At 72.4% G+C, this 12,836-nt stretch carries 9 protein-coding genes and 1 pseudogene; 1 reads left to right on the forward strand and 9 read right to left on the reverse strand.

Translation table 11 applies throughout. The features are described from left to right. Nucleotides 1–270: 270 nt before the first annotated feature. Nucleotides 271–1,073, forward strand: a protein-coding gene (locus tag ACFY7E_RS12245; protein ID WP_389484211.1) for an IS5 family transposase whose coding sequence is annotated in 2 segments (ribosomal slippage) — nucleotides 271–610 and nucleotides 610–1,073 — 804 coding nt in all. Because the reading frame shifts where the segments join, the coding sequence is not laid out codon by codon here. Between the two features lie 9 nt (nucleotides 1,074–1,082). On the opposite strand, the gene ACFY7E_RS12250 is transcribed toward ACFY7E_RS12245, so the two are convergent. From ACFY7E_RS12250 to ACFY7E_RS12290, 9 genes and pseudogenes are all read right to left on the reverse strand, one after another. Beyond that, nucleotides 1,083–1,322: a helix-turn-helix domain-containing protein gene (locus ACFY7E_RS12250; protein WP_389483647.1), complete on the reverse strand. Its 240-nt coding sequence runs from the start codon at nucleotides 1,320–1,322 to the stop codon at nucleotides 1,083–1,085. A 760-nt stretch (nucleotides 1,323–2,082) separates the two neighbouring features. Next, nucleotides 2,083–3,120: an aldo/keto reductase gene (locus tag ACFY7E_RS12255; RefSeq protein WP_389483650.1), complete on the reverse strand. Its 1,038-nt coding sequence runs from the start codon at nucleotides 3,118–3,120 to the stop codon at nucleotides 2,083–2,085. Next, nucleotides 3,117–7,052 (reverse strand): ABC transporter ATP-binding protein, encoded by a 3,936-nt coding sequence (locus ACFY7E_RS12260; protein WP_389483652.1) that lies wholly within the window; start codon nucleotides 7,050–7,052, stop codon nucleotides 3,117–3,119. The genes ACFY7E_RS12255 and ACFY7E_RS12260 overlap by 4 nt, the downstream gene beginning before the upstream one ends. Further along, nucleotides 7,049–8,401: an LLM class flavin-dependent oxidoreductase gene (locus ACFY7E_RS12265; protein WP_389483655.1), complete on the reverse strand. Its 1,353-nt coding sequence runs from the start codon at nucleotides 8,399–8,401 to the stop codon at nucleotides 7,049–7,051. The genes ACFY7E_RS12260 and ACFY7E_RS12265 overlap by 4 nt, the downstream gene beginning before the upstream one ends. Next, nucleotides 8,398–9,186: an ABC transporter ATP-binding protein gene (locus tag ACFY7E_RS12270; RefSeq protein WP_389483657.1), complete on the reverse strand. Its 789-nt coding sequence runs from the start codon at nucleotides 9,184–9,186 to the stop codon at nucleotides 8,398–8,400. Before ACFY7E_RS12270 ends, ACFY7E_RS12265 begins: the two co-directional genes overlap by 4 nt. Continuing rightward, nucleotides 9,162–10,097, reverse strand: coding sequence for an ABC transporter permease (locus ACFY7E_RS12275; RefSeq protein WP_389483659.1), 936 nt, complete (start codon nucleotides 10,095–10,097; stop codon nucleotides 9,162–9,164). The genes ACFY7E_RS12270 and ACFY7E_RS12275 overlap by 25 nt, the downstream gene beginning before the upstream one ends. Beyond that, nucleotides 10,094–10,596 (reverse strand): annotated as a pseudogene (locus ACFY7E_RS12280) (flavin reductase family protein). The gene ACFY7E_RS12275 and the pseudogene ACFY7E_RS12280 overlap by 4 nt, the downstream one beginning before the upstream one ends. Beyond that, entirely contained in the window at nucleotides 10,593–11,723 is a 1,131-nt protein-coding gene (locus ACFY7E_RS12285) for an LLM class flavin-dependent oxidoreductase (protein ID WP_389483661.1), read from the reverse strand. Before ACFY7E_RS12285 ends, ACFY7E_RS12280 begins: the two are co-directional and overlap by 4 nt. A 1-nt stretch (nucleotide 11,724) precedes the next feature. After that, entirely contained in the window at nucleotides 11,725–12,777 is a 1,053-nt protein-coding gene (locus ACFY7E_RS12290) for an ABC transporter substrate-binding protein (protein WP_362220497.1), read from the reverse strand. Nucleotides 12,778–12,836 lie beyond the last annotated feature (59 nt).

The following is a 12,836-nucleotide window of genomic DNA, read 5'->3' on the forward strand; positions in this document are numbered from 1 at the left end:
CAGCGTGCCCGAACCGTATGCCGGCGTCGGCTTCAAAGCTGTGCTCTCGGTCCCGGGTTCTAGGACGTCCGCGGACCGGTCGCGGGGTGCTCGGTGACGTTCAGGCAGGCCCCTGATAGACGGCGACGGCATCCAGGAGGGTGTTCGCCTCGTTGAGCGCGGACCGGCCGTCCGTCGACTTGCGCGCCGCCGGGTCCTTTACTGATCGTTTCGGAATGAGTTCGGTGTGAGGGCTTGGCGATCGGGTCTGGTGGCGGCGGAGTGGTGCGGGTGTCGGATGATCTTGTGCCTGATGGCCTGTGGGAACGTATCGCTCCGCTGCTTCCACCCCGGCCGCCGCGGCGTCATCGGTATCCGGGGCGTCTGCCGGCGGACGATCGTGCGGCTCTGCGGGGCATCGTGTATGTGCTGCGCAAGAACGTGAGCTGGAGGGACGTTCCGGCCGAGCGGACCGGCTGCAGCGGGGTGACGGCCTGGCGGCGGCTGCGGGACTGGACCGAGGTCGGCGTCTGGCCCTGCCTGCACGAAGTACTCCTGGCCGAGCTGCGCAAGGCAGGTCTGCTGGACATGGACGAGGCCGCGATCGACGGCTCGCACGTCCGGGCCCTGAAAGGGGGGCTCACACCGGACCTTCGCCGGTCGACCGCGCGCGGCCGGGCAGCAAGCACCACCTGATCGTCGACCGCCACGGCACACCCCTCGCTGTCACCCTGACCGGCGGAAACAGGCACGATGTCACTCAGCTGACGCCGCTGCTGGACGCGATCCCCCGCATCCGCGGACTTCGCGGGCGACCGAGACACCGGCCGGGCCGGCTGTTCGCCGACCGCGGCTACGACGAATACCGGCGCATCCTCCGGACTCGCGGCATCACCCCGAAGATCGCCCGCCGAGGCGTCCCGCACGGCTCGGGGCTGGGCAAGACCCGCTGGGTGGTCGAGCGGACCTTCGCCTGGCTCCACCAGTTCAAACGACTGCGGATCCGCTACGAAATACGCGCAGATCTTCACCTCGGCCTGCTCCAACTCGCTTGCAGCATCATCTGCTTGCGACGCCTACGAATCTCATTCTGAAACGATCAGTTAATGGATCTTCTGTTGCTCCAGCCATTTGAAGACCTCGGTCCTCTTGTACAGGACCTTGGCGTTCTTGCCTCGGCCGAGTTTGTAGCCTTTCAAGCCCAGTTTCGACGCTTCCCTGTAGACCCAGCTCGTGGACATGCTGAGCATCGTGGCGACCTCGGAAGTCTCCATAAGGACGGGCTCGACGGGCTGGCGCCTGCGCGGTCGGCCGTTCTCGGAGAGGTGCTGCTGCGGTTCCATGGGTGAGACGGCTCCTCGGGGCTGCTCTGAGGCTGATCGCAGGGCCGGGTCGCGCTCTGCTCTGGCCGGATTCCGGAGATTCTTGATGGCCGCCCCTGCGTCACTGCCAAGAGCCGCCGGGCGGGCTGCGGCCATGGTCATGAGGATCGTCGGCTTTGCCGGGCCGGGATTCACTGCTGGGTCGCCGCGTCGTTTCGAGGGTTCCTGCGGTGGCGGGGCCCTGGCGGATGCAGGGATCGGGAGTCGTCGCCGATCCGTCGGGGTGACGGTGATCACGGAGGCTCGTGGGCGATAACTGCGTAGGCTTGTGAAGTCGTCGTGGTAGGTCCGAGGGGCGGGTGAAGCTCCCGGCATTGCCTGATGATGCGTCAGGAAAGTCGGCAAGTGGCCAGCATCAGTGCTGAAAAACCTGGGGAATGCTGCCCGGACCTGCGACTCGTTGTAGGGTGTGGAAACAGCCCTTGACCTGCAAAAACGCAGGCAGGGAGCCTATGTCCAGGAGTGCCTCGATGATACGAACGATATTCAAGTCCAAGATCTAGCATTTGGACGTCTGTGCAGGTCAGGGGCATGATAGGGGCCCCTCGGGTCAGCGAATGGTCAGCATGCGTCGCAGCCCTGTCTCCGCTTGCTGACCCTCCGCCCTCTGCGCAGCGCCTGTGCATGGTTCATCGCTCCCGGGGGCCGCGGCGATCGCCACGACCCCCGGATCGGCTTCGCTGAGCCGTCGGCGGGCCGGGCCCGCCCTGAACCGCCCCCGTCAGCCGAGCGGGCGGCGGCGGACCGTCGGCTCGCGCAGGGACGGCGGGGTGTAGCCCGCGTCCTGGGACGACAGGGTGGTGCCCGGGGGAACGATCTTGTCGATCTCGTCCAGGACGTCCGCCGGCAGAGGCCTGTCGGCCGCGCCGAGCTGGGACTCCAGCTGCTCCAGGGTGCGCGGGCCGATGATCGGGGCGGTGACCGCCGGGTGGGCGAGGACGAAGCCGAGGGCCAGTTCGATCAGGGTGAGGCCCGACTGCTCGGCCAGGACCGCGAGCGCCTCGACCGCCTCCAGCTTGGCCGCGTTCTCCGCGCCGCCGATCTCGAAGCGGCCCGGCTGGCGGGCCGCCCGGCTCGACTCCGGCTGCGGCCCGCCCGCCCGGTAGCGGCCGGTCAGCCAGCCGCCGGCCAACGGGCTCCAGGGGATCACCGCCAAGCCGTACCGCTGGGCCACCGGCAGCACCTCTGCCTCCACGCCGCGGGCCAGGACCGAGTACGGCGGCTGCTCGGCCACCACGCGCTCACGGCCCCGCCTCTCCGCGGTCCACTGCCCCTCGACGATCGACGACGGAGGGAACGTGGACGTGCCGAGGTAGCGGACCTTGCCCTGGCGGACCAGATCGGTCAGTGCACCGAGCGTCTCGTCGAAGTCCGTGTCCTCCTCCGGCCGGTGCACCTGGTAGAGGTCGATGTGGTCGGTGCCGAGACGCCGCAGGCTGTCCTCGACGGCACGGTGGATCCAGCGGCGCGAGTTGCCGAACCGGTTGACGTCGTCCCCCATGCGGCCGTGGAACTTGGTGGCCAGGAAGACGTCGTCCCGGCGCCCGGCGAGGGCCTTGCCGACGATCACCTCCGACTCGCCCTGCGAGTACACGTCCGCCGTGTCGACGATGTTGATCCCGGCGTCCAGGGCGCGGTGGATGATGCGGACCCCGTCCTCGTGGTCCGGGTTGCCCCGGGCGCCGAAGTTCATCGCGCCGAGGGCGAGCGCGCTCACCTGCACGCCGGTGCGGCCGAAGGGCCGGTACGGGATGGTCATGACGTTCCTTCCGTGGGGACAGCCGCGGGGATGGGTGCGGGGGCGGCTGTGGGAATGGGTGTGGGGGCGGCCGGGGCCGTGGAGACGGGCCGTCGTCCGGGTGCCGTCCCGGATGCAGCGACCTGGTCGACGCTCGCCGCCCCGCCGGCGGCGCGGAACGTGTCCCACAGACTCCGGTACGGGCCGTGCGCCGCGAGCAGTTCGTGATGCGTACCGGCCTCGGCGACCGTGCCGTCCCGCAGCACGACCACCCGGTCCGCGCGGGCGGCGGTGGTCAGCCGGTGCGCCACGACGAGCGTGGTGCGCCTCCGGGTGAGCGCCGCCGTCGCCGCGGCCACCCGGCGTTCGCCGGCCAGGTCGAGCGAGGCGGTGGCCTCGTCGAGCAACAGGACGTCCGGGTCGACGAGTTCGGCCCGGGCCAGCGCCAGCAGCTGCCGCTGGCCCGCGGACAGGCCCCGGCCGCGCTCGCCGACCGCGGTCAGATAGCCGTGCGGCAGCCCGGCCACCATCGCGTGCGCGCCGACCGCCCGCGCCGCGGCCTCCACCTCCGCGTCGGTGGCGTCGGGACGGCCGTACGCGATCGCGTCCCGCACGGTCGTGCCCAGCAGGTACGTCTCCTGCGGGACGACCCCGAGCCGGCGCCGGTACCCCGCCGGATCCAGGGCGCGCAGGTCGGTGCCGTCGATCCGTACGGTCCCGGCGGTCGGGTCGTAGAAGCGGGCGACGAGCTTGACGATCGTCGACTTGCCCGCGCCGGTCGTCCCGACCAGGGCCACCGTCTCCCCGGCGGCGACCCGCAGGCTGACCTCGTGGAGTACCTCACGCCCGCCGTCCCGGTAGCCGAACGACACCCGGTCGAATTCGATCTCGCCGCGCAGCTCGCGTACCGGCACCGGGCGCTCGGCGACCGGTGTGCCGACCGGCTCGCGCATCAGCGTGCGCAGCCTGCCCAGGCCCACGACCGCCTGCTGGTAGCCGTCGAACGCCTGGGACAGCTGCTGGATCGGTGAGAAGAACAGCTCGACGTAGAGCAGGAATGCGATCAGGACACCGGCGGTGAGCCGGCCGTCGCGCACCTGCCCGGCGCCGATCACCAGGGCCATGGCGGTCGCCGCCGTGCCGAGGAACTCGACGAACGGGAAGAACGTCGCCATCAGCCGCTGCGCCCGCAGCCTGGAGTCGCGGAACGCCCAGGCCAGGCGGGCGAAGTCGCGGGCGTTGCGCTCCTCGCGGCCGAAGGCCTGGGTGACCCGGATCAGGGGCACGTTCTCCTGGAGGGAGGCGTTGACCGCGCTGACCCGCTCCCGCGCATCGAGGTAGGCGGGCAGCGATCGCGCCCGGAACACCGCCGTGGCGGCGACGAGGACCGGCAGGGCGAGGAGCAGGGTGACGGCCAGCTCCGCGTCGATGACGAGCAGGGCGACGAGCACACCGAGCATCGTCAGCAGAGAGACCACGAAGGTCACCAGACCCGTCTGCAGGAACGCCGACAGCGCGTCCACGTCCGTGGTCATCCGGGTCATGATCCGGCCGCCCTGCTCGCGCTCGTAGTAGTCCAGACCGAGCCGCTGCAACTGGGCGTACGTCCGCACCCGCAGCGTGTGCAGCAGACGCTCGCCGGTGCGGCCGGTCACCCGCACCTGGGCGACGTTCACCAGCCAGCCGAGCAGCACGACCACCGCAGCGACGGCCGAGGTCGCCAGCAGCACCGCCGGTGCGGACCGGCTGACGCCGCTGTCGACGCCGTGCCGCACCAGGACCGGTACGGCGAGCTGCGCGAGTGCGTCCGCGCCGACCAGTGCGAGACCGCCGAGCAGCGGCAGCCGGAAGGGCCGTACGAGCGTGCGCAGTCCGAAGTCCGGGTCCCAGGCGCGGGCCTGCTCGGGCGAGACCTTCGGATCCACGTCCACGCGCGGCAACGCCGCCAGCCGCTCCCGGAGTTCCTCACCGGCCGGGGCGCCACCGAGCAGCCCTCCGCCCGGCCCCGCGCGGCCCGGCCCGGACGTCGCGGCGGCCTGCGCGTAGGCGGCGGCGACCCGCGCCCCGACGTCCGGGCCGGCCGACGGGGCGTTCGGGGCGGGGCGCCACAGCTCCTCGGTGACACCGCGCGGCCGCGGCGGCTCCGCGGCCGACGCCTCGTCCACGCCGAGTTCGCCGGGCTGCTCATCGGGAGACAGCAGCGACCGGTACAGCGCGCTGCGCTCCCGGAGTTCGTCGGGCGTGCCGATGTCGACGACCCGGCCGCGGTCCAGGACGGCGACCCGGTCGGCCAGTTCGAGGGTGGACGCCCGGTGGGCGATGACCAACGTGGTCCGCTGCCGCGCCACTTGGTGCAGACCGGCGTGGATGGCCGCCTCGACCTGTGCGTCGATGGCGGAGGTCGCGTCGTCCAGCACCAGGACGGCAGGGTCGGGCAGGATCGCCCGGGCCAGGGCGATGCGCTGGCGCTGCCCGCCGGACAGGGTGAGGCCCTGCTCGCCGATCACGGTGTCGTAGCCGTCCGGCAGGGCGCTGACGAACGCGTCGGCCTGCGCCAGCCGCGCCGCGCGGCGGATCTCCGCCGGCCCGGCGTCGGGACGCCCGTAGGCGATGTTCGCCGCGATGGTGCCGGACAGCAGATGCGGCTCCTCGAAGACGAAGCCGATCCGGGCACGCAGTTCGGCGAGCCGCAGTCCGCGGACGTCGACGCCGCCGACCCGTACCGTCCCGGCGGCCGGGTCGAAGAACCGGGGCAGCAGCGCCGCCGCCGTGGACTTGCCCGACCCGGCCGCACCGACCAGGGCCAGCGTCTCCCCGGGTTCCACCCTCAGGGTGAACCCGTCGAGCAGCGGGGCGGCCGTGGCGTCATGGCCGAACACCACACCGTCCCACTCCAGGGCCGGCGCCCCGTCCGGCACGGCGACGGCGTCCGGGGCGTCGGTGATCTCGGGAGCCGTGTCGACGATGTCGAGCACCCTCTCCACCCCGGCGCGTGCCTGCGGCCAGACGGTGAGCAGCATGGCCACCTGGCGCACGGGCGTCACGAACGAGCCGAGATAGGCGTTGAACGCGACGAAGGTGCCCAGGGAGATGCTGCCGTGCAGCGCCAGCCAGCCGCCCAGCGCGAGCACGGCGACCTGCCCGAGGGCCGGCACGGCCTGGAGCGCCGGGTTGTACCTGCTGGTGAGCCGGGCGACCCGGAACCGCGAGGAGAACAGCCCGCGCGACCGCCGCTCCAGCTCCGCCAGTTCACGCTCCTCCTGTCCGAAGCCCTTGACCACGCGGACGCCCGCGACCGCAGCCTCCACGGTCGACGCGACCTCGGCCGCCTCCTGCTGCGCGTGCCAGTTGGCGGGGAACAGGTGGCGGCGGCTGCGGTACGCGATCAGCCACAGCACCGGGCCGACGACGAGGGCGACCAGGGTCAGCAGCGGCGTCAGCGCGAACATCAGCGTCACCGACAGGGCGAACATCAGCGCGTTGCCGAACATGTTCGGCAGGAACTGCAGCAGCATCTGGACGAGCGTCACGTCGGAGACGGCCCGGCTGACGACCTGGCCGGTGTGCAGCTCGTCCTGCTGGCGGCCGCCGAGCCGCAGCAGCGCGGCGAAGGTGTCGTTGCGCAGCGCGTACTGCACTCCGAGGGACACCCGGCCGGAGCAGTACCGGCGCAGGAAGCTCGCCCCGAACCGCAGCGCGCCGAGACCGAGCAGCAGCACCACCCAGGGGGTCAGCGCGGCCGAGGGGGACGCCACCCCGTCCACGACATGGCGCAGGACCAGCGGCAGTACGGCCGTGGCCACCGCGGCGACGAGCGCGGCGCCGTACGCCCAGGCCAGGTCGGAGCGGTGGGCCAGGCAGTACCGGACCAGCCGGCGCACCCAGCCCGCGCCGGCCGGCCCGGGTGGCGCCGGGGACGTACGGTCCGCGGTGCGACAAGGTGCGACCGTCACGCGGACGCCCCGAGGGCCTGCGGGGTCGCGAGCGAGTCCGCGGGGCGGGGCAGTCCGTAGTGGTCGCGCAGCGTACTGCCGGTGTACTCGGTGCGGAACCTGCCGCGCTCCTGGAGGATCGGCACCACCTTGTCGACGAAGGCCTCCAGACCGGACGGCAGGACCGGCGGCATGATGTTGAACCCGTCCGCGGCGTCACCGTCGAACCACTCCTCGATGGCGTCGGCCACCTGCACCGGCGTGCCGGTGAACGTGCGGTGCCCCCGGCCGCCGCCGAGCCGGCCGATCAGCTGACGTACGGTCAACCTCTCCCTCCGGGCCAGCTCCACGATCAGCGTGTACCGGCTCTTGGACCCTTCGATCTCGTCCTCGGACGGCAGGTCGTCCGGCAGCGGCCCGTCCAGGTCCAGCGCGTCCGGGTCGATGCGGAACAGCCGGGCGAGCTGCCGCTTGGCGAACTCCGGGCTGATCAGCCGGTCCAGCTCGCGGTCCAGCTCCTCCGCCTCCGCCTCGCTGTCACCGATGACCGGCACGATCCCGGGCAGGATCTTGATGGCCCCCGGATCGCGGCCGTGCGCCACGGCCCGCTTCTTCAGGTCGGCGTAGAACGCCTGTGCCTCTCCGAGGGTCTGCTGCGCGGTGAAGACCGCCTCCGCCCACCGCGCCGCGAACGCCTTGCCGTTCTCCGACGAACCGGCCTGCACGAGCAGCGGGTGACCCTGCGGCGAGCGGGGCACGTTCAGCGGTCCGGCGACCCGGAAGAACCGCCCGGCGTGATCGATCCCGCGGACCTTCGCGGAGTCGGCGTGGACGCCGGCGTCCTTGTCGGCCACGATCGCGTCGTCCGCCCAGCTGTCCCACAGCCTGGTGGACACCTCGAGGAACTCGTCGGCGCGCTCGTACCGCTCCTTGTGCAGGGGTGTGTCGTCCAGTCCGAAGTTGCGGGCCGCGTCCGCTCCCGCGGTCGTGACGATGTTCCATCCGGCCCGCCCGCCGGACACGTGGTCGAGGGAGGCGAACCGGCGGGCCAGGTTGTACGGCTCGTTGTACGACGTCGAGGCGGTCGCGATCAGACCGATGTGCTCGGTCACCCCGGCGAGCGCCGTCAGCAGCACCGTCGGTTCGAGCCGCCCGCCGGGCCGGCGGGCGGGATCGCCCATCAGCCCCGGGCTGTCGGCGAGGAACAGCGAGTCCAGTCTGCCCCGTTCGGCGATCCGAGCGAGGTTGCGGTAGTGCTCGACGTCCCAGGAGGCGTACGGGTCCGACTCCGGCAGCCGCCAGGCGGCCTCGTGGTGGCCGACGCCCATCAGGAAGGCGTTCAGACGGAGCTTCTCGGCGCGCTTGCTCATGACGGTTCCCTCGTGTCCTTCGTACGGTCGTCGGGGAGGGCGCCCAGCGCGCCCAGCAGGGTGGTGCGGTGCCGCTGGAACAGCGCGTCGCCCGGGTCGCGTTCGGTCGGCAGGTCGATGCGCAGGTCCAGGACGAAGTCGCCGTCGTCGAGGACCAGCACCCGGTCGGCGAGGGTCACCGCCTCGTCCACGTCGTGGGTCACCAGCAGCACGGCCGGCCGGTGCCGCTCGTACAGTCGGCGCAGCAGCCGGTGCATCCGGATACGGGTCAGCGCGTCGAGGGAGCCGAACGGCTCGTCGGCGAGCAGCAGTTCGGGCTCGCTCACCAGCGATCGGGCCAGCGCGGCCCGCTGCTGCTCGCCGCCGGACAGCTCGTGCGGCCAGGCCGACGCCCGGCCGCCCAGGCTGACCTCGTCGAGGGCGGCACGGCCGCGCTCCTTGGCGTCGTCGCCGGACAGACCGAGCACCACGTTGTCGAGGATCCTCAGCCACGGCAGCAGCCGCGAGTCCTGGAAGACCAGCGAGACCCGCCGCGGCACCAGGATCTCGCCCGTGCCGACGGTGGTGTGGTCCAGTCCCGCCACCGCGCGCAGCAGGGTGCTCTTGCCCGAGCCGCTGCGTCCGAGGAGCGCCGTGAACTCGCCGCGGGCGAGGGTCAGATCGACGTTCCGGAGCACCTGGCGGTCACCGAAGGACCGGGTGAGGCCGTTGACGCGGACGGCGGCGGAGTCCACCCCCTCGGCGACCGGGCCGCCGTCGCTCAGGCGGTGATCGTACGTCGCCACGACAGCACCCTCCCCTCCACCAGGCGGACAAGGGCGTCGGAGGCGAAGCCGAAGGTGCCGTACAGCACCAGACCGACGAGGATGATCCCGGACTGGGCGTACTGCTGGGCCTGGAACATCATGTAGCCGATGCCCGACGTGGCGTTGATCTGCTCGACCACGATCAGACCGAGCCAGGCCGCGGTCACCGCCAGCCGCAGCCCCGTGAAGAAGCCCGGGAGCGCGGCCGGCAGCACGACCTTGCGCAGGAACAGCCAGCGTGACAGCCGCTGTGCCTCGGCGAGTTCGACGTAGCGGGCGTCGATGGAGACCAGCGCGGCGTGGGTGTTGATGTAGATGCCGACGGTCACACCGAGCGCGATGACGACCACCTTCATCGTCTCGCCGATGCCCAGCCACAGGATCAGCAGCGGAAGCAGCGCGAGGTTGGGGATCGAGCGCTTGACCTGCAGCGTGCCGTCCACGACCGCGTCACCGATGCGGGAGAGCCCGGACGCCAGCGCGAGCACCAGGCCGACCGCGACGCCGATGAGCAGACCGAGCAGGGCACGCGACAGCGAGGCCTGCACGCTCTCCTGCAGACGCCCGCTCACCCACAGCTCCTGGGCGGAGGTCACGACCGAGGCGGGCGACGACAGCTTGCGCGGGTCCAGCCAGCCGGCTGCCGAGGCACCCCACCAGGCGAGGACGAGCAGCAGCGGGCCGAGGAGCCGGCCGAACGGGATCGACTTGCCGCGCCCGAGGCGGCGCTGGATCGCCGGCACCAGACCGGCGGCCGCCGCCGTGCCCGGTGTCGTCGCGTCCGCCGGCGGTGTGGCGGCCGGGGGCGCCGAGGACGGCGGTGCCTTCTCCGGCCCGGCGGTCACGGTGGCCGTGCCACCGCCCGTTCGGGAGGTCAGATCGAAGTTCATCGGGGCTCCTGAGGTCGGGGGAGGAGGGAGCGGAACGAACTGGCGTGGAAGACGAGGGGGTCCACGTCCCGGTCGAGGCGCAGGTCGTGGACGCGCAGGACGACGATGTCGTGGTCACCGGCCCGGATCTCGTCGTCGACCGAGCTGGTGAACCAGGCGGCGGCGCCGTCCAGCAGCACCGCGCCGTCCTCGTCCGCCTGCCACGAGGCCCCGCGAAACGCTCGCCGGCCGGACCGGCGAGCCGCCGGCACAGCGCCCCCTGGTCCGCGCCGAGCACGCTGACGCCCAGACGGCCGGCGCGGCGCAGCACCGGCCAGGTGCCGGAGGTGTGCGCCACGCAGACGGAGACCAGCGGTGGCGCGAGGGACACGGTCGTGAACGATCTGGCGGCCAGCCCGACCGGCTCGCCGTCGACCAGGGCGGCGATCCCCGTGACGCCGGTGGGGAACGCGCCGTACGCGGCGCGCAGGGAGGTGGTGTCGTGCAGGACGGCGGTCATGCGGGGGCCTCCGAGGAGTGGGCGGCGGACAGCCGCCGCGGGGCTGAGCCGGCGGGGGACGCGGCCGGCTCCGTCAGGAGCGGGAGCAGGGCGTCGCCGACGCGGGCGATCTCCTGCCGGTACGGGGTGTCCGACAGCACGAAGTGGGTCACGCCGAGCTCGCGGTAGCGGTGCAGCGCGTCGGCGACCTCCCGCGCGGAGCCGACCAGCCAGGTCGTACCGGCGCCGCCGCCTCCGTAGCGGCCGGGGGCCGTGTAGAGGCAGCTGTCCAGGACGTCGCCCCGGTCCGCCAGGTCGAGCAGCCGTCGCTGGCCGGCGGCAGTGCCGCGCCGGAACGCCTCCCGGGCGCGCGGATCCTGCCGCGCCATGCGGCCGACCTTCTCCTCCGCCGCGCGCCACGCGTCTTCGGTGGTGTCCCGTACGAGGGTCGTCACGCGCAGCCCGAACTCCAGCGGCCGGTGTCCGCGCCCGACCTTGTCGGACAGCGTCCGCAGCCGGTCGATGCGTTCGGCCACGCCGTCCAGCGGCTCACCCCAGAACAGCTGGACGTCGGCCTCCTGCGCGGCGACCCGCTCGGCGGCCGGGCTCGCGCCGCCGAAGTACAGCCGGGGGTGCCGGCCCTCCTCGGCGCGCCAGGGACGCGGCCGGACCGTGGAGTTCTTCACCCGGTAGTGCTCTCCCCGGAACGTCACCTCCTCGTCGTTCCACAAGCGGCGCACCAGCCGGAGGAACTCCAGGGTGCGCTCGTAGCGGCGGCCGGGGTCGAACTCGCCGTCGCCGTAGGACGCGGCGTCGTCGAGGCCGCTGACGATGTTGACCAGGACCCTGCCTTCGCTGAGCCGGTCGAGGGTGGCCGCGGCGGAGGCGAAGTTCGCCGGGTGCCAGTAGCCGGGCCGGATGGCGATGAGCGGCTTGAACGTCGTCGTACGGGCGGCGAGGGAGGCCGCGACGGTGAAGGTGTCCGGACGGCCCCAGCCGGTGCCGAGGAGCGCCCCGGCCCAGCCGTGGTCCTCGACGGCGCGGGCCAGCTCCGTGGAGTGGTCCAGCGTGCCCCAGCCCTCGACGGTGTCGTCGCCGCGATGCCCGGGCTCGACGGTGTTCGGGATGTACCAGAGGTGTTCGCCCATCTCAGGCCCGCCCTCGGTACGCGGCGGGCGCGGCCTCCGCCGCGACCTTCTCGAACCGCCGGTCGAACAGCACGCTGACGTCGAACTTCTTCACGAAGCCGGCGCCGGACATGAGATCGGCGATCGACTGCTCCCAGGCGATGGAGGAGTCCCAGTTCGTGGGGTACAGCGGCTTGCTGCGGGCCTTGACGATCCGTTCGCCGTCCTCGCGGCTGACGCCCTGATCCTTGACGTAGTACGACTCGATCCACTGCTCGGGGTTCTCCCAGGACCAGTTGTTGCCCCGGACCCAGATCGGGATGAACGCCCGGATCGCCGCCGCCTTGCGTTCGTCGGCGAGCACCGACGTGGGCGCCCACAGCAGGCTCAGGAGGTCCTGGACGTCGGTGGGCAGGGTGCGCGCGCCGTCCTTCGCGTACTGCTTCAGGTACTTCGTCAGCGACGGCTCGGTCAGCGGGGCGAGGTCGACCTGGTCGCCCTGGAGCGCGGTCAGGAACTGGGCGCTGGGCAGCGGCACCAGGGTCACGTCCTTGTGGGAGATGCCGTTCTCGTTCAGCCACTTGAGGATCGTGACGCCCTGCGCCTGGCCCTGGGAGAAGGCGATCCGCTTGCCGACGACGTCCTTCGCCGTCCGGATGTCGCTGCCCGGCCGGGTGGTGGGGATGTAGGTGACCGCGGTGTTGTGCGCGATGGCGACGATCTTGGCGTCGAAGCCGATGTCGTGCGCCTGTATCGGCGGCATCCCGGCGTTGCTCGCCAGGTCGACCGCGCCCGCCCGGAAACCCTGGATGGTCTCGGGGCCGCCGTTGAGCCGGACCCACTCGACGGAGAACGGCAGCGGGCCGAGCGAGGGTTCCGCGACGAGCTGCGCCTGCGTCGTGGCCGTTCCGATCCTGAGGGTGGTCTTCTTGTCGGGTGCGACGGTCGGCAGCGCGCCGAGCTGCGTGGAGCCGGCCTGGTCGGGGGAAGCGCAGCCCGCGAGTGCCAGCAGCGCGCCGCTGCCCAGGGCGAGGAATCCCCGGCGGTCCAGGGGTCTTGAGGTGTGCAGGGACATGGCGATACGGGGGCCTTTCACGTGCCGGCGGGGGAGGGGCCGGGGGAGGAGGCCGGCGG

The organism is Streptomyces sp. NPDC012825, from assembly GCF_042900925.1.
Classification (GTDB): domain Bacteria; phylum Actinomycetota; class Actinomycetes; order Streptomycetales; family Streptomycetaceae; genus Streptomyces.